At 71.5% G+C, this 17,004-nt stretch carries 12 protein-coding genes; 7 read left to right on the top strand and 5 right to left on the bottom strand.

Features of this window, described 5'->3' with window-relative positions:
- Positions 1 to 25 precede the first annotated feature (25 nt).
- The 6 genes from NNW99_RS10155 (at position 26) to serA (ending at position 9,885) form a co-directional block, all read left to right on the top strand.
- A complete protein-coding gene (locus NNW99_RS10155) occupies positions 26 to 976 on the top strand; it encodes a 2-hydroxyacid dehydrogenase (RefSeq protein ID WP_215118371.1) in 951 nt (316 codons plus the stop codon).
- A gap of 343 nt (positions 977 to 1,319) precedes the next feature.
- A complete protein-coding gene (locus NNW99_RS10150; RefSeq protein ID WP_215118370.1) occupies positions 1,320 to 4,334 on the top strand; it encodes a bifunctional diguanylate cyclase/phosphodiesterase in 3,015 nt (1,004 codons plus the stop codon).
- A 225-nt stretch (positions 4,335 to 4,559) separates the two neighbouring features.
- The gene (locus NNW99_RS10145) at positions 4,560 to 6,410 is read left to right on the top strand and encodes an acetolactate synthase large subunit (protein WP_215118369.1); all 1,851 of its coding nucleotides are present in this window, start codon (positions 4,560 to 4,562) and stop codon (positions 6,408 to 6,410) included.
- Positions 6,411 to 6,431: 21 nt separating this feature from the next.
- Positions 6,432 to 6,956 carry an acetolactate synthase small subunit gene (ilvN, locus tag NNW99_RS10140; RefSeq protein WP_010048631.1) on the top strand — a complete coding sequence of 175 codons (525 nt, stop codon included), beginning with the start codon at positions 6,432 to 6,434 and terminating at the stop codon, positions 6,954 to 6,956.
- Positions 6,957 to 7,078: 122 nt separating this feature from the next.
- On the top strand, positions 7,079 to 8,077 hold the full coding sequence (gene ilvC / locus NNW99_RS10135) for a ketol-acid reductoisomerase (protein ID WP_215118368.1): 999 nt from the start codon (positions 7,079 to 7,081) through the stop codon (positions 8,075 to 8,077).
- A 218-nt stretch (positions 8,078 to 8,295) separates the two neighbouring features.
- Positions 8,296 to 9,885, top strand: a complete 1,590-nt coding sequence (gene serA / locus NNW99_RS10130) for a phosphoglycerate dehydrogenase (RefSeq protein ID WP_215118367.1) — start codon at positions 8,296 to 8,298, stop codon at positions 9,883 to 9,885.
- A 7-nt stretch (positions 9,886 to 9,892) separates the two neighbouring features.
- Here the strand turns inward: serA and NNW99_RS10125 are convergent, their stop codons facing one another.
- Positions 9,893 to 11,434: an MFS transporter gene (locus NNW99_RS10125; RefSeq protein WP_215118366.1), complete on the bottom strand. Its 1,542-nt coding sequence runs from the start codon at positions 11,432 to 11,434 to the stop codon at positions 9,893 to 9,895.
- Between the two features lie 99 nt (positions 11,435 to 11,533).
- Here NNW99_RS10125 and NNW99_RS10120 point away from each other — a divergent pair, with 99 nt between their 5' ends.
- Positions 11,534 to 12,118, top strand: a complete 585-nt coding sequence (locus NNW99_RS10120) for a TetR/AcrR family transcriptional regulator (protein ID WP_215118365.1) — start codon at positions 11,534 to 11,536, stop codon at positions 12,116 to 12,118.
- Here the strand turns inward: NNW99_RS10120 and NNW99_RS10115 are convergent.
- The 4 genes from NNW99_RS10115 to NNW99_RS10100 are packed head-to-tail and all read right to left on the bottom strand — an operon-like array spanning position 12,093 to position 16,999.
- Complete coding sequence (locus NNW99_RS10115) at positions 12,093 to 12,785, bottom strand: dipeptide/oligopeptide/nickel ABC transporter ATP-binding protein (RefSeq protein ID WP_215118364.1); 693 nt, start codon at positions 12,783 to 12,785, stop codon at positions 12,093 to 12,095. The genes NNW99_RS10120 and NNW99_RS10115 overlap by 26 nt on opposite strands.
- Positions 12,782 to 13,750 (bottom strand): ABC transporter ATP-binding protein, encoded by a 969-nt coding sequence (locus NNW99_RS10110; RefSeq protein WP_215118363.1) that lies wholly within the window; start codon positions 13,748 to 13,750, stop codon positions 12,782 to 12,784. The genes NNW99_RS10115 and NNW99_RS10110 overlap by 4 nt, the downstream gene beginning before the upstream one ends.
- A complete protein-coding gene (locus NNW99_RS10105) occupies positions 13,740 to 15,506 on the bottom strand; it encodes an ABC transporter permease subunit (RefSeq protein WP_215118362.1) in 1,767 nt (588 codons plus the stop codon). The genes NNW99_RS10110 and NNW99_RS10105 overlap by 11 nt, the downstream gene beginning before the upstream one ends.
- Positions 15,503 to 16,999, bottom strand: coding sequence for an ABC transporter substrate-binding protein (locus NNW99_RS10100; RefSeq protein WP_215118361.1), 1,497 nt, complete (start codon positions 16,997 to 16,999; stop codon positions 15,503 to 15,505). Before NNW99_RS10100 ends, NNW99_RS10105 begins: the two co-directional genes overlap by 4 nt.
- Positions 17,000 to 17,004: the final 5 nt, after the last annotated feature.

Here is a 17,004-nt window from a genome sequence, read left to right as displayed (position 1 = left end):
ACGCTCCTGACATAGCCTCCAGAGCATGACTGCTGACGTGTGGCTGCCCATCCCGCCGGAAGAGATCGAGGGACTCCCCGAGGGTCCCGGCTACCGCTACTGGAACGGCGAGGACGACTTCCCCGCCGACCCGGCGGACTGCGCCTTCTACGTCGTCCCCTACATGAAGCCGAGCCCGCTGTGCGTGCGTCCCATGCCGCAGATGAGTCATGTAGAGGTCGTGCAGACCCTCTCGGCCGGGATCGACCACGTGCAGCCCGGGCTGCCGCACCTGCCTCCGGGCGTGCGGCTGTGCAACGCGCGCGGGGTGCACGAGGCCAGCACCGGAGAGCTCACCCTCGCGCTGATCCTGGCCTCGCTCCGCGGGATCCCCGACTTCGTCCGCGCGCAGGACCGGGGGGAGTGGCTCGGCGGATTCCGGCCCGCGCTCGCCGACAAGAACATCCTCATCGTGGGATACGGATCGATCGGCGCGGCCATCGAGGACCGGCTCGTTCCGTTCGAGGTGGCGCGGGTGGCGCGCGTCGCGCGCTCCGAGCGCACCACGGCGCGCGGTCCGGTGCACCCGCTCACCGAACTCGCCTCCCTGCTCCCCGAAGCGGACGTCGTCATCCTGTCCACACCGCTCACCGAGGCCACCCGCGGCCTGGCCGGGGCCGACTTCCTGTCCCGGATGAAGGACGGCGCGCTCCTGGTCAACGTGGCCCGCGGCCCCGTCGTCGACACCAAGGCCCTGCTCGCCGAGGTGGAGACCGGCCGCATCACCGCCGCCCTAGACGTCACCGACCCCGAGCCCCTGCCGCGCGAACACCGGCTGTGGCGTGCGCCGGGGGTACTCATCAGCCCTCATGTCGGCGGACCCACCTCCGCGTTCCTTCCGCGCGCCGAGCGGCTCCTGGTGGACCAGTTGAACCGTTATGTGAACCGGGAGCCGCTCCGCAACGTGATCCTCACGACGGGTGCATCAACAGACTGAAGCGACCTCGGGTACCGTCCGCAATCCTTCGGGTGCGGTGGGTACTCATATATCTGTTGATCGTCACGGAGAGTAGAGAACCTATGTCCCTGAGTGACGAGACTGGTGTATCGTCCCGACAGGGGCAGCGCCGGGGGATATTCGGCGCCGGGGACGGACACTTCGGACTGTGAGGGGGGCGACAGGCGATGCACGGCCCATGGACGAGCGATCCGACCGGACGGGGCGGCCGGCGGCGACCCTGGCGGACGGCCGCGTTCCGACGCGGTCACCACGCCGATCACGGCGGCCACCACACCCACCGCAGCGATCATGACCAAGGCGCACGGACCGGGAGGGCCCGGTGAGTGCGCCCCCGACCCCCATGCTGGACGGAGCGCTGCGGGCACAGCCTCCGTCGCCAGGGGTGCTGCTGCCCCGTACGCCGCTCTCCGGCCCTCGGCCGGGCCTGGCCCTCCAACTCGTCCTCGCCCTCGTCTGCGCGGGATACGCCGTCGGTTCCGCGCTCGGCTGGGGCTCCTACCAAGTGGCGCTCATCATGGGCGACTTCGGGCTGAGCGCCGCAGCGGCCACGGCCTCCGTGTCGTGCTTCCTCTACGCCCGCAACCGCCGCACCCGCTTTCGACCCGCATGGCTGCTCTTCGGCCTCTCCTCGGCCATGGCGGCCCTCGGCAACCTCGTCTGGGGGTGGTACGAGGTGGTCCTCGGACTGCCCGTGCCCAGCCCCAGCTACGCCGACCTGTTCTTCCTCTGCTTCGCGCCGCCCGCCATCGTCGGGCTGCTCGTGCTCGCCAAGCGGCCGGCGTCCAAGGCCGGCTGGGTCTGTCTCGGGCTGGACGCCTGGCTGATCGGCGGCTCGCTGCTCACCCTGGCCTGGAGCCTCGCCCTTGCCCAGGCCGCCAAGTCCGAAGGGCCCGGCGTGGCGCACACCGCGCTGTCGCTGGCCTACCCGCTGCTCGACATCGCACTGGTCAGCATGGTCCTCGCGCTGCACTTCAGGCGCTCCGCGGTGAACCGCTCCGCGGTCAACACCGCCATCGGCGCGCTCGCGCTGACCGTGATGTGCGACGCCCTGTTCACCTCGCCGCTGATGCACCACGACTACCGCTCCGGCCAGTTGCTCGACGCGGGCTGGTTCGCCGGCTCGCTGCTCCTGGCGTACGCCCCGTGGGCCGCGCCCCGCACGCCGGACACCGACCGGCACGGCCTCGACCGGCAGAGCACGACCGGGCACACGCGCGTGGTGCACGAGCACCTGCCCGGGCAGCGCAGCGGGCCGCACCACCAGCCGCCCGCACCCGGAGGCGAGCTCGGCCGCTATCCGGCCGCCCGGCCCATCTCCGGCTCCCTCGCCGCCCTCACGCCGTATCTCGCGGCCGCCGTGTGCACGCTGGGGATCCTCTACAACGTCCTCAACGGCCGCAGCGTCGACCGCGTGGTCCTGCTGACCGGGGGCACGGTCGTGCTCGCGCTCGTCGTGCGCCAGGGCATCATGCTGCTCGACAACATCACCCTCACCCAGGAACTGGCCCAGGCGGAGAACCACTTCCGCTCCCTGGTGCAGGGCTCCAGCGACGTCATCATGATCGCCGCGCCCAGCGGAGTCCTGAGGTACGTCTCCCCGGCCGCCGCCGGTGTCTACGGCCGCTCGGCGGAGGATCTGGTGGGTACGGAACTGGCCAATCTCATCCACCCGGAGGACCTCGGCTGCGTCGTGCATGAGGCGCGCAGGTTCCTCGCCGCCAGCCCCGTCGAGGAACCCACTACGCGCATCGAGTGCCGCTTCCGGTCGGGTGACGGAGCCTGGCTCAACGTCGAATCGACCGTCAACCGCCATCACGGCGGCCTCATCTTCAACAGCAGGGACGTGACCGAAAGGGTCCGGCTCCAGGCCCAGTTGCAGCACAACGCCGAGCACGACCCGCTCACGGACCTGCCCAACCGCGCCCTGTTCACCCGGCGCGTCCAGCACGCCCTCTCGGGCCGAAGGGCCTCCGACCGGGGCGTGGCCCTGCGGAACACGGCCGTGCTGTTCATCGACCTCGACGGCTTCAAGGCCGTCAACGACACCATCGGGCACCAGGCGGGGGACGAGCTGCTCGTCCAGGCCGCCCGCAGACTCCAGGACTCCGTCCGCCAGGGCGACACCGCCTCCCGGCTGGGCGGCGACGAGTTCGCGGCCCTGATCGTCGGCGACAACACCCGCGACCGGGCCGCCCGGGAGCGGCACATAGTGGAACTCGCCGACCGCCTCAGGACGACGCTGTCCCAGCCGTACCTCATCGACGGCAACGATGTCCGTGTCAACGCCTCCATCGGCGTCGCCTTCGCGGACGCGGGCCTCGGCGCGGGCGAGCTGCTGCGCAACGCCGACCTGGCCATGTACCGCGCCAAGGCCGGCGGCAAGGGCCGCGTCGAGCTGTACAAGCCACAGATGCAGCAGGACGTCGTACGCAAGGTGGAGCTGGCCACGCGCCTGCGGGCCGCGCTGCACGACGGCGAGTTCGCCCTGCTGCACCAGCCGGTGGTCTGCCTGGAGGACGGCCGGATCACATCGGTGTCCGCGCAGGCGCGCTGGCGCTCCTCACAGGGGGTGCTGTTCACCCCGGCGGAGTTCCTGCGCGTGGCCGAGGACAGCGACAAGACCGCCGAGCTGGGCCGGTGGGTGATCGAGGAAGCCGTCGAGCAGGCCGCCGAGCGGCAGGCGACCGGGCTGTCCGTGCCGGTCGTGGTCCGGATGAGCGCGCGCCGCCTGCTGGACCGGTCGATGCCGCTCGGCTCGATCGAGGCGCTGCTCACCCGGCACGGGCTGCCCTCCGGGTCGCTGATCATCGAGCTGTCCGACACCGGCCCGAAGGTCTCGCCGGACGAGCTGGAGCGGCGCCTCGGCGCCCTGCGGCGGGTCGGCGTCCGGATCGCGCTCGACGGGTTCGGCAGCGACTGCGCGGCGATCACGGCCCTCAGGCGGTTCCCCGTCGACATCCTGAAACTCGACCGCGCGCTGGTCGAGGGCGTCGTCGAGTCGGCCCGGCTGTACAAAATCACCAGTGGGCTGCTGCGCATCGCCACCGATCTCGGGCTGAAGTCCGTGGCCGAGGGGGTGGACCTGCCCGAGCAGGTCGTCGCCCTGCGCGCGATGGGCTGCACGCACGGGCAGGGCATGGCGTTCTCCGGACCGCTCGACGAGTACCGGCTGCGCCGGGCGCTCGCCGGTGGCCACTACCCGGTGCCGAACGCACCGGCCGAGCCGGTGTTCGCGGGCGGCGCCCCGCGGGTGTACAGCTCGGGAGTGTCCGCCGTCATCGGAGGCGGTACGGCCCTACGCTCACATAATGAGACTCCCGTCCCACCCACTTGACAGTGAGTGTGCGCCGGGGGGAGGGTCTGTGCCATGCGCACCCGAATTCTCGTACTTGGAAAGCGCGTCGGCTGACGCTGAGCCTCGACCGCTCAGCGACTCCACCCGGCGCGCTCCCCTCGCTTGCCTTATGGCACGAGGGGTTTTTTGTTGCACAGGCGCCTGACGTGCAGCAGCCGAAAACCGCACGAACCTCGCAAAAAACCCTCAGCATCTGAGAAGAGAATGCCGATGACCGAGCAGGCCACCGGGGCCCACCACCCGCAGCCCCGGCCCCGATCCGGAGGACACTCCGCCCCCGAGCAGGTGACGGGCGCGCAGTCCCTCATCCGCTCTCTCGAGGAGGTCGGCGCCGACACGGTATTCGGCATTCCCGGCGGTGCGATCCTTCCGGCCTACGACCCGCTGATGGACTCCACCAGGGTGCGCCACGTCCTGGTCCGGCACGAGCAGGGCGCCGGTCACGCCGCCACCGGCTACGCGCAGGCCACCGGCAAGGTCGGCGTCTGCATGGCCACCTCGGGGCCCGGCGCGACCAACCTGGTCACCCCGATCGCCGACGCGCACATGGACTCCGTGCCGCTGGTCGCGATCACCGGCCAGGTGGCGTCCAAGGCGATCGGCACGGACGCCTTCCAGGAGGCGGACATCGTCGGCATCACCATGCCGATCACCAAGCACAACTTCCTCGTCACCAAGGCCGAGGACATCCCGCAGATCATCGCGCAGGCCTTCCACATCGCCTCCACCGGCCGCCCCGGACCGGTCCTGGTCGACATCGCCAAGGACGCCCTCCAGGCGAAGACCACCTTCTCCTGGCCGCCCGCCATGGACCTGCCCGGCTACCGCCCGGTGACCAAGCCGCACGCCAAGCAGATCCGCGAGGCAGCCAAGCTGATCACCCAGGCCAGGCGTCCCGTGCTGTACGTCGGCGGCGGCGTGCTCAAGGCCAGGGCCACCGCCGAGCTGAAGGTCCTCGCCGAGCTCACCGGCGCGCCCGTCACCACCACCCTGATGGCGCTCGGCGCGTTCCCCGACGACCACCCCCAGCACCTGGGCATGCCCGGCATGCACGGCTCGGTGGCCGCCGTCACCGGTCTGCAGAAGGCGGACCTGATCGTCGCCCTCGGCGCCCGCTTCGACGACCGCGTCACCGGCAAGCTGGACAGCTTCGCCCCCTTCGCCAAGATCGTCCACGCGGACATCGACCCGGCCGAGATCGGCAAGAACCGCGCCGCCGACGTGCCGATCGTCGGAGACGCCCGCGAGGTCATCGCCGACCTGATCCAGGCCGTCCAGAAGGAGCACAGCGAAGGCCAGCAGGGCGACTACAGCGCCTGGTGGAAGGACCTGAGCCGCTGGCGCGACACCTACCCGCTCGGCTACGACCAGCCCGACGACGGCTCGCTCTCCCCGCAGCACGTCATCCAGCGCATCGGCCAGCTCGCCCCCGAGGGCACGATCTTCGCGGCGGGCGTCGGCCAGCACCAGATGTGGGCCGCCCACTTCATCGAGTACGACAAGCCGGGCACCTGGCTGAACTCCGGCGGCGCCGGAACCATGGGCTACGCCGTCCCCGCCGCCATGGGCGCCAAGGCCGGTGCCCCTGAGCGGGCCGTCTGGGCCATCGACGGCGACGGCTGCTTCCAGATGACCAACCAGGAACTCACCACCTGCGCCCTGAACAACATCCCGATCAAGGTCGCCGTCATCAACAACGGCGCCCTCGGGATGGTCCGCCAGTGGCAGACCCTCTTCTACAACCAGCGGTACTCCAACACGGTCCTGCACTCCGGCCCGGAGGACATCAACCCGCAGGCCCGCGGCACCCGCGTCCCCGACTTCGTGAAGCTGTCGGAGGCCATGGGCTGCTACGCCATCCGCTGCGAGTCCCCGGACGACCTCGACAAGGTCATCGAGGAGGCGAACTCCATCAACGACCGCCCCGTCGTCGTCGACTTCATCGTCCACGAGGACGCGATGGTCTGGCCGATGGTCGCCGCCGGCACCTCCAACGACGAGATCATGGCCGCCCGGGACGTCCGCCCCGACTTCGGCGACAACGAAGACGACTGAGCGAGAGAGACGTAAAAGATCATGTCCAAGCACACGCTCTCCGTCCTGGTGGAGAACACGCCCGGCATCCTCGCCCGGATCGCCGCCCTGTTCTCCCGCCGCGGCTTCAACATCGACTCGCTCGCCGTCGGTGTCACCGAGCACCCCGACATCTCCCGCATCACCATCGTCGTGGGGGTGGAGGACCTGCCGCTGGAGCAGGTGACCAAGCAGCTCAACAAGCTCGTCAACGTGCTCAAGATCGTCGAGCTGGAGCCGTCGCAGGCGGTGCAGCGCGAACTCGTTCTGGTGAAGGTGCGCGCCGACAACGAGACGCGCTCCCAGATCGTCGAGATCGTCCAGCTGTTCCGCGCCAAGACCGTCGACGTCTCCCCGGAGGCCGTCACCATCGAGGCCACCGGATCCGGCGAGAAGCTCTCCGCCATGCTCAAGATGCTGGAGCCGTACGGCATCAAGGAGCTGGTCCAGTCCGGCACGATCGCGATCGGCCGCGGCGCCCGCTCCATCACGGACCGGTCGCTGCGCGCCCTGGACCGGTCGGCGTAATACCTGGGAACGGGCGGTCGGCGCGCCGTCGGCCGCCCGTATTCCGAGACCCTCAGACTTCCCTTCCGCCCTCCGTCATACGGTGGGACGCAACACCTGCACTCCCGAGGAGAGAACCCAAAGTGGCCGAGCTGTTCTACGACGCCGACGCCGACCTGTCCATCATCCAGGGCCGCAAGGTCGCGGTCATCGGGTACGGCAGCCAGGGCCACGCCCACGCGCTGTCGCTCCGTGACTCGGGTGTCGACGTCCGCGTCGGTCTGCACGAGGGCTCCAAGTCCAAGGCCAAGGCCGAGGAGCAGGGCCTGCGCGTGGTGAGCCCGTCGGAGGCCGCCGCCGAGGCCGACGTCATCATGATCCTCGTCCCGGACCCGATCCAGGCCCAGGTCTACGAGGAGCACATCAAGGACAACCTGAACGACGGCGACGCGCTGTTCTTCGGGCACGGCCTGAACATCCGCTTCGACTTCATCAAGCCCCCGGCCGGCGTGGACGTCTGCATGGTCGCCCCGAAGGGCCCGGGCCACCTGGTCCGCCGCCAGTACGAGGAGGGCCGCGGCGTTCCGTGCATCGCCGCCGTCGAGCAGGACGCCACGGGCAACGGCTTCGCGCTGGCCCTGTCGTACGCCAAGGGCATCGGCGGCACCCGCGCCGGCGTCATCAAGACGACCTTCACCGAGGAGACCGAGACCGACCTCTTCGGCGAGCAGGCCGTTCTCTGCGGTGGCACCGCCGCTCTGGTCAAGGCGGGCTTCGAGACCCTGACCGAGGCCGGCTACCAGCCGGAGATCGCCTACTTCGAGTGCCTGCACGAGCTGAAGCTGATCGTGGACCTCATGTACGAGGGCGGCCTGGAGAAGATGCGCTGGTCGATCTCCGAGACCGCCGAGTGGGGCGACTACGTCACCGGCCCGCGGATCATCACGGACGCCACCAAGGCCGAGATGAAGAAGGTCCTCGCCGAGATCCAGGACGGCACCTTCGCCCAGCAGTGGATGGACGAGTACCACGGCGGTCTGAAGAAGTACAACGAGTACAAGACCCAGGACTCCGAGCACCTGCTGGAGACCACCGGCAAGGAGCTGCGCAAGCTCATGAGCTGGGTCGACGAGGAGGCGTGAGCCCCCGGGGCCGGCCGCGGCACCGCTGCCGCGACCGGCCCCTTTCTCGTCCGGGTGATCCTTCCGCACAGGCGTGAGGCGCCCACCGCAGCACCACTACACTGCTGCATATATACGCGTCAGGCTCACAGCGTCGTGCGTCTTCCACGCGGCTAGCCCCTCCACCGCCTGCGGCCGTCGGGACGGCCGTCCGCAGCACTGGACTTGTGAGGACTCACGTGAGCTCGAAACCCGTCGTACTCATCGCTGAAGAGCTGTCGCCCGCAACCGTCGACGCGCTTGGCCCGGACTTCGAGATCCGGCATTGCAACGGCGGGGACCGAGCCGAGCTGCTCCCGGCCATCGCCGATGTCGACGCGATCCTGATCCGTTCGGCCACCAAGGTCGACGCCGAGGCGATCGCCGCGGCGAACAAGCTCAAGGTCGTCGCACGAGCCGGCGTCGGCCTGGACAACGTGGACGTCTCCGCCGCCACCAAGGCCGGCGTGATGGTCGTCAACGCCCCCACCTCGAACATCGTGACCGCCGCCGAGCTGGCCTGCGGTCTGCTGCTCGCCACCGCCCGCAACATTCCGCAGGCCAACGCCGCGCTGAAGAACAGCGAGTGGAAGCGCAGCAAGTACACCGGCGTCGAGCTGGCCGAGAAGACCCTCGGCGTCGTCGGCCTCGGCCGCATCGGTGCCCTCGTCGCCCAGCGCATGTCGGCCTTCGGCATGAAGGTCGTCGCCTACGACCCCTATGTGCAGCCGGCCCGCGCCGCGCAGATGGGCGTCAAGGTGCTGTCGCTGGACGAGCTGCTCGAGGTCTCCGACTTCATCACCGTCCACCTCCCGAAGACGCCCGAGACCCTCGGTCTGATCGGCGACGAGGCACTGCGCAAGGTCAAGCCGAGCGTGCGCATCGTCAACGCCGCGCGCGGCGGGATCGTCGACGAGGAGGCGCTGTACTCCGCCCTCAAGGAGGGCCGGGTCGCCGGTGCCGGTCTCGACGTGTACGCGAAGGAGCCCTGCACGGACTCCCCGCTCTTCGAGTTCGACCAGGTCGTCGCCACCCCGCACCTCGGTGCCTCCACGGACGAGGCGCAGGAGAAGGCCGGTATCGCCGTCGCCCGCTCGGTGCGGCTCGCCCTCGCCGGTGAGCTCGTCCCGGACGCGGTGAACGTGCAGGGCGGTGTCATCGCCGAGGACGTCAAGCCGGGCCTGCCGCTCGCCGAGCGTCTCGGCCGGATCTTCACGGCGCTCGCCGGTGAGGTCGCGGTCCGCCTCGACGTCGAGGTGTACGGCGAGATCACCCAGCACGATGTGAAGGTGCTGGAGCTGTCCGCCCTCAAGGGTGTCTTCGAGGACGTCGTCGACGAGACGGTGTCCTATGTGAACGCCCCGCTGTTCGCGCAGGAGCGCGGGGTCGAGGTGCGCCTGACCACCAGCTCCGAGGCGTCCGAGCACCGCAATGTCGTCACCGTGCGCGGCACCCTCGCCGACGGCGAGGAGGTGTCGGTCTCCGGCACGCTGGCCGGCCCGAAGCACCTCCAGAAGATCGTCGCGGTCGGGGAGTACGACGTCGACCTCGCGCTCGCCGAGCACATGGTCGTGCTGCGGTACGAGGACCGTCCGGGTGTCGTCGGCACCGTGGGCCGCATCCTCGGCGAGGCGGGCATCAACATCGCCGGCATGCAGGTCTCGCGGGCCGCGGTCGGCGGCGAGGCGCTGGCGGTGCTGACCGTGGACGACACGGTGACCGCCGGGGTGCTGGCCGAGGTGGCGGCGGAGATCGGTACGACCTCCGCTCGTTCCGTGAACCTGGTCTGACCTGCCTTCAGACGCCGGACGGGCTGAGCTGATCAGCCCGTCCGGCGTTTTCCTTTTCGGGGACCCGCCGCAGGAGCACCGTGGCGGCCACCGCCGCTCCCACCAGCAGCACCGCGCTGGTGATCGCCGCCGCGTGCATACCGCTGGTGAAGGCCTCGCGGGCCGCCGTCGCCAGGGCGTCTCCCGCGCGCCCCGGCAGCCGGTCGGCGACGGCCAAGGCGCCGCCCAGGGTCTCGCGGGCCGGGGCGGGCGCCGAGGCCGGGATCTCGTGGCGGTAGACGGCCGTACCGATGGAGCCCAGGAACGCCATGCTCAGCGCGCCGCCGAACTCGGTGCCCGTCTCCAGCAGGGACGAGGCCGCGCCCGCCTTCTCCACCGGGGCGGCGTTCAGGGCCAGGTCCGCCACCTGCGACATGACGACGACCACGCCGGAGGCCAGAACGGCGCACGCGGCGAGCAGCAGCCACAGCGAGTCCGTCCCGGCCAGGGCCAGCAGCACATAGCCGCACGCGGTGACCGCGAAGCCTCCGCCGACGACATGCGCGCGGGGAACGCCCCGCTGCACCAACTGCGCGCCGGCCACGGCCGCCAGCCCGATCGGCACCGACGGCAGCAGGCTCCACAGCGCCGCCTCCAGGGGGCCCATGTCCAGGACCGACTGGATGTACTGCGTCGTGAAGTACGCCGAGCCCATCATGCCGAAGGCGGCGACGAGGTTGAGGACGACGGCCGGGCCGAAACCGCGGGCCCGGAACAGCTCCGGTGAGATCAGCGGGGACACCGCCGTGCGCTGGCGGTGGACGAAGAGCGCGGCGAAGACCAGGCCGACGGACACCGACATCGCGTACCGCACGTCCCAGCCCTGCGACGCGAGTTCCTTCAGGCCGTAGATCACGGGGAGCACCGCCGCCATCGACAGCGGAACGCTCAGCCGGTCGAAGCGGCCGGGGTGCGGGTTCCTCGACTCGGGCAGCAGGAAGGGCCCGAGGACCAGGAGCAGTGCCATCGCGGGCAGATTGACCAGGAAGACCGAGCCCCACCAGAAGTGCTCGACCAGCACACCGCTCATCACCGAGCCGAGCGCGATGCCGGCCGTCATCACCCCCGACCACACGCCGATCGCCTTGGTGCGCTGCGCGGGGTCGGTGAACATCGTGCGCACCAGCGCCATCGTCGAGGGCATCAGTGTCGCGCCGCCGATGCCGAGGACCGCCCGGGCGGCGATCAGGGTCTCGGCGCTGTTCGCATAGGCCGCCACCAGGGAGGCCGCGCCGAAGGCGGCGGCGCCGAACAGCAGGAGCCTGCGGCGGCCGATGCGGTCGCCGAGGGAGCCCATGGTCATCAGCAGGCCGGCCAGGACGAAGCCGTAGATGTCGAAGATCCAGAGCTGCTGGGTGGCGCTCGGCTCCAGGTCGGCGCTGATCGCGGGGACCGCGAAGTACAGGACGGAGACGTCCATCGAGACCAGCAGCAACGGCAGCATCAGCACGCCGAGCGCCGTCCATTCACGGCGGCCGGCACGGGCCGGAGGGGTGGGGTTCGTCGTCATGGGCAGGACTGTACGAGCGTCTTAAACGCTTGTCTAGTACGCATGTATAAAACGTACGTCTGGGACGGGTGTATGAATGCCGGGGTAGAGTGGGCTGTCATGGGACACCGTGAGGATCTGCTCGAGGGCGCCAAGCGCTGCCTGTTGGCGAAGGGGTTCATGCGCACGACCGCGCGCGACATCGTCAAGGAGTCGGGGACCAACCTGGCTTCGATCGGCTATCACTACGGCTCGAAGGACGCGCTGGTCGCGGAGGCGTATCTGTCGCTGGTCGGTGAGCTCTCCGACGCCTTCGAGGGGGAGAAGCCCGGGGGGAGCGAGGCCGAGCCCGGCTCGCTGGAGCGGTTCCAGGAGGTGTGGTCCAACATCATCGGGACCATGCGGGGGCCCGGTTCGATGTGGCGCCTCAGCATGGAGATCGTGGCCATGGGGGACCAGCTGCCCGTGGTGCGCGACCATCTGGCGCAACAGCAGCGGGATGCCGAGCGTGCCCTGGTCGCGCTCTTCATGGGGGTCCGTGAGGAGGACATCCCGGACAAGACCCTGGATACGCTCGGCAGGTTCTACACGACGCTGATGACGGGGCTCATCGCACAGTGGAACTTCGACCCCGAGCGTGCGCCGGACGCCGACGCGCTCACCGACGGGCTGCGCCAGGTCATCGAGGCCGCTGACCGGACGTGAGGCGGCCCTCGCGCATCTCGATCACCCGGTCCGCGAAGTGCCGTACGAGCGCTCGGTCGTGGCAGATGAACAGGTAGCCGAGGCCCAGGTCGTCCTGGAGGTCGGCCAGCAGGTTCAGTACGCCCGCCCGCACCGACGGGTCGAGCGACGACACCGGCTCGTCGAGGACCAGCAGGCGTGGTTCGCAGGCCAGGGCGCGGGCGATGCCGGCACGCTGGCACTGGCCGCCGGAGAGTTCGTGCGGCCGGCGGTCGCCGTACGCGGGGTCGAGGCCGACCCGGTCGAGGAGTTCGGCCACCCGGGCGGGCCCGGCCGTGGGGCGCCAGCGGCCCTGGACCTTCAGCGGTTCGGCGACGGCGTCCCGGATGCGGTGGCGGGGGCTCAGCGAGCCGTACGGGTCCTGGAAGACGGGCTGCATACGGGGACGCAGCGGACGCAGTTCGTGTTCCGGGAGGGACGTCAACTCCCGCCCCTCGAAATGGACTTCACCTCCGGCCGGGCGGCGGAGCTGGAGCACCGCGAGGGCCGTGGAGGACTTGCCGCAGCCGGACGGGCCGTTCAGGGCGAGGGTTTCTCCGGGGGCCAGGGAGAAGGAGACGCCGTCCACGGCGGTGACCTGGCCGTAGCGGACGACCAGGTCGCGGACGTCGAGCAGGGGATCGGTCATGCCGGTTGTCCCTCCTTCATGAACAACTCCGTCGCGGGGTGGGGGAGTTCCTCATGGCGATGGCAGGCGACCAGGCGTCCGGCCACCTGCCGGGGCTCCGGTTCCGTCGTGTGGCAGGGGTCCGCGGCGAGCGGGCAGCGCGGGGCGAAGGCGCAGCCCGGCGGGAGCGCGCCCGGGGCGGGCGGGGTGCCGCGCAGGGCGGGCAGGCGGCGGCCCGGGGGAGCGTGCTGCGGGAGGGACGCCAGCAGGCCGGCCGTATAGGGGGCGCGGGGGCGGGCCAGTACCTCTTCCGCCGGGCCGAGTTCGGTGAGGCGGCCGGCGTACATGACCAGCACCCGGTCCGCGTGGGCCGCCACGGCGTCCAGGTCGTGGGTGACCAGGACGAGCGCGGCGCCGACCGCCTCCCGCTGCTCGGCGAGCAGCCGCAGGACCTGGTCGCGGCGCTCCTCGTCGAGGGCGGTGGTGGGCTCGTCGGCGATGACGAGGTCGGGCTCGTTGATCGTGGCCATGGCGATCACGGCGCGCTGTCGCATGCCGCCGGAGTACTCGTGCGGATACGCCCGTGCCGTGCGTGCCGCGTCCGGGATGCCTACGCGGTCCAGGGCCGCGACCGCCCGGGCCCGGGCCTCCTTGCGGGAGGCCCCGGTCACCGACCGTACAGCGGCGGCGAGTTGGTCGCCGACCGGGTGCACGGGGGAGAGGGCGGACAGGGCGTCCTGCGGGACGAGGGAGATACGGCGGCCGCGGTGGGCGGAGAGGTCCGGGGTGATCGTCCCGCCGGTGGTCGCGCCGCGCGGCGTCATGCCGAGGAGCGCGCGGGCCGTGAGGGACTTGCCCGCTCCTGACTCGCCGACGATTCCCAGGACTTCACGCGGCAGCACGTCGAAGGAGAGACCGCGCACGGCCTCGACCCCGTCGAAGGCGATCCGCAGCTCGCGCACGGACAGCAGGGGCTCAGACTCCAACGGGGGCCTCCTTCTTCGCCTTGGTCTCGACGGGCGCCGGGGTGGTTCGCCGTACTCTCCGGCCTTGCGTGAGCGCCGCGCCCGACACGGCGAGGCCCGCCAGCAGGGCCAGGGCCACCGCCGGGGCGAGGGCCGCCCACGGGGCGCGTTCCACATAGGCCCGGGACTCCTCCAGCAGCAGGCCCCACTCGGGGGCGGGCGGCTGGGCGCCGAGGCCCAGGAAGCCGAGGGAGGCCAGGGCCAGGGCGATGCCCGGCAGCCGCAGCAGGGCATGGCGGGCGACCGGGGCGGCGACGGACGGCAGGACATGCCGGGTGAGGATCCAGAACGGGCTTGCGCCGATGGCCCGTTGGGCGGTGAGGAACGCGGACGCCCGCACCTCCTGGACCAGGGCCGCCGCGTGCGCGGACAGGGCGGGCCAGGAGATCAGAGCCACCGCCAGGGCCGCCCCTCCGGTGCCCGGTCCGACGGCCGCCGCGACCAGGATGCCGACGATCACCGGCGGCAGGGCGTTGGCGATGTCCGACGCGCCCGCCGCGAGGCCCGGCGCGAAGCCCAGCACGAGTGCGATCAGCAGGCCCAGCAGACAGACCGCCGTCGCCGTGCCGACCGTCGAGGCGGCGCCGTGACCGAGCCGGGCGAGCACATCACGGCCGAGACCGTCGGTGCCGAGCGGATGTGACCAGGAAGGCGCGGCGAGACGGACGGTGGTGTCCACGGTGTAGGGGTCGCGCAGCAGGCCCCAGCCGATGGTGAGCAGCAGAACGGCGGCCAGGACCACCGGAACGGCCGGGTGCGCGCGGACCGGGCGGGCCGGTGGCAGCGTCAGCCCGGCGTCCCGCAGCGAGGGCCCCAGCAGCCGGTGTCGTACGCCCGCCGCCACCGCGCCCGCGACCAGCCCGAGCAGCAGCAGCGCGAGGACCGAGCCCTGCAGCAGCGGAAGATCCTGCGACCGGGCCGCGCCGAGGGCCGTACGGCCGATGCCCGGCACCGCGAACACCGTCTCCACGGCCACCGCACCACCCGTCAGACCGACGGCGACCATCCCGAACTGCGGTACCAGCGGCGGCAGAACGCGCCGCAGCGCCGCCCCCGCGATCCGCGCCCGGCTCACCCCGGCGCCCCGCCACAGCTCCGCCCACCGCTCGTCGAGCACGGCGGGCAGCGCGTCCGCCACCAGCCGCCCGAGCAGCCCGCCCGCCGGGACGCCCAGGGCGAGCGCGGGCAGCACCAGATACTCGACGCTCTGCCAGCCGGACGTCGGCAGCCATCCGAGCCACACCCCGAACACCAGCAGCGCCACGGTGGCCAGCAGGAACTCGGGTACGGCGGCCAGCATCGCGGCGAACGCCCCGGCCGAGCCCCGCCCGCGCACCAGCACCGGCGTCACCAGCGCGGCGGCCAGCAGGACCGCCACGCCGAGCGCCGCACCCATCAGCCCCAGCGACACCTGGAGCCCGGCGATCACGGAGGGCAGGACGTCGTGGCCCGACACCCAGGAGGTGCCGAAGTCGCCGTGCAGCAGGTCGGCGGCCCACCGGCCGAGCAGGGACAGCGGACCGGCGTCCAGGCCGAGGTCGGCGCGGATCGCGGCCAGGGCCTCCTCGGTCGCCTCCTGCTCGGCCGACCGGGCGCGCAGCACGGTGAGTGCCGGGTCGCGGTGGGAGAGCCAGGGCAGCAGGCCGACGACGGCCAGGACGGCGAGGAGACCGGCGCAGCGGGTCAGCCCGGCCGTGTGCTTCGCGAGGGACTTCACTTGACGTAGGTGTCCGCGGTGACGAGTTCCCGCTCGCGCGGGTCGTGCGCGGCGTTCACGACCCCGGCGGCATCGCCCTGGATCACGCGCTCGTGGAGCATCGGAACGGCCGCGTCCGTGGCCAGGACGGCGGCCTCGGCCTCGGCGATCGCCTTGCGGCGGGCGTCGCCGACCGGGGTGTCGGTGGCCTTCTTCAGGGCCTTGTCGACCTCGGGGTCCTTCAGGTGCGAGAGATTGAAGGTGCCCTGGGAGGCGAAGTCGCTGTAGAGATACGCGGCCGGGTCGCCGGAGTCGAGGACGGTGGCGCGGGAGAGGACGAACGCGTCGAAGCGGCCCGCGAGCGCGTCGGACTCGATGTTGGCGTACTCGCGCACGTCCAGCTTCACCTTGAACCCGGCCTTCTGGAGCTGCTGTTGCAGCGCTGCGGCGGCCTCGGGCATCTCGGAGCGGTCGGTGTACGTGCCGATCGTGACGGTCTTGCCCGCCGGGTCGCCGGGCTCGGCGCGCTCGACCGGGGTGCGCAGCTCGGCAGCCCAGGGGAGGGCGGGCCCGAGCAGGCCCTTCGCGACGTCGGCGCGGCCCTCGTAGACGCCCTTCACGATCGACTCGGCGTCGATCGCCGCCCTGGCCGCGGCGCGGATCGCGGGGTCCTTGAACGCGCCCTTCCCGGTGTTCAGGTAGAGGGTGTTGGTGCGCGGCATCGGGACCTCGGTGACCAGGTCCTGGTCCAGGACGGCGGCCTGCGAGACGGGGATCGCCTCGACGATGTCGGCCTCGCCGCTGCGCAGCGCCGCCGCGCGGGCGGTGCCGTCGGGGACGAACTTCACGTCGATGCCGGGGGATTCGGCCTTGCCGCCCCAGTAGCCGTCGTAGCGGTCGAGGGTGGCGGAGGAGGTGCCGGTGACCTTCGTCAGCTCGAAGGGGCCGGTGCCGGCGCCGACGGGGTTCACGGTCTTTCCCCGGTAGGCCTTCGCCGCGAGGATCGCGAGCTGCGGGGAGCTGAGGCGCTGCGGGACCAGGGGGTCCTCGGTGGCGGTGGTGACGGTGACCTTCTCGCCGTCGGCCTTCGCGGTCAGGTCCACGCCGTCGAGGATGCGGGGCTTGGGGGAGGCGGTGGCGGCCTCGGTGAGGGCCCGGACGACGGCTTCGGGGGTGAGCTTCGTGCCGTCGTGGAAGGTGACGCCGTCGCGGAGGCTGAAGGTCCAGGTGCGGCCGGACTGCTTCCACTCGGTGGCGAGCGCGGGCCGGGCGTCGCCCTCCCGGTCCAGCTTCACCAGCGTCTCGGCGGTCGACCAGCGCGACAGCTTGAACGCGTCGTCGGAGAGCGGGGAGAGGCCGGAGCGGGGTGGCTGGAGCATGGCGACGCGTATGCGCTTGCCTCCCGGCCCGGAGTCGTCCGTGGCCTGCTGGGTGCCGGTGAAGCAGCCGGTGAGCAGGGCGGAAGCGGCCGTGAGGGCGGTGGCGGGAAGCAGGCGGCGAGCGGGCAGGCGCACGGGGC

The organism is Streptomyces sp. CRCS-T-1 (genome assembly GCF_024442335.1).
Lineage (GTDB): Bacteria > Actinomycetota > Actinomycetes > Streptomycetales > Streptomycetaceae > Streptomyces > Streptomyces koelreuteriae.
Note: the sequence above shows the minus strand (reverse complement) of the source record. Positions and strands in the feature narration are given on the sequence as shown.

Excerpts from the sequence above, each read along its gene's own strand:
- NNW99_RS10155 (WP_215118371.1), top strand. The coding sequence starts at position 26 with ATGACTGCTGACGTGTGGCTGCCCATCCCGCCGGAAGAGATCGAGGGA.
- NNW99_RS10145 (WP_215118369.1), top strand. The coding sequence starts at position 4,560 with ATGCCGATGACCGAGCAGGCCACCGGGGCCCACCACCCGCAGCCCCGG.
- ilvN (WP_010048631.1), top strand. The coding sequence starts at position 6,432 with ATGTCCAAGCACACGCTCTCCGTCCTGGTGGAGAACACGCCCGGCATC.
- NNW99_RS10125 (WP_215118366.1), bottom strand. The coding sequence starts at position 11,434 with ATGACGACGAACCCCACCCCTCCGGCCCGTGCCGGCCGCCGTGAATGG.
- NNW99_RS10120 (WP_215118365.1), top strand. The coding sequence starts at position 11,534 with ATGGGACACCGTGAGGATCTGCTCGAGGGCGCCAAGCGCTGCCTGTTG.
- NNW99_RS10115 (WP_215118364.1), bottom strand. The coding sequence starts at position 12,785 with ATGACCGATCCCCTGCTCGACGTCCGCGACCTGGTCGTCCGCTACGGC.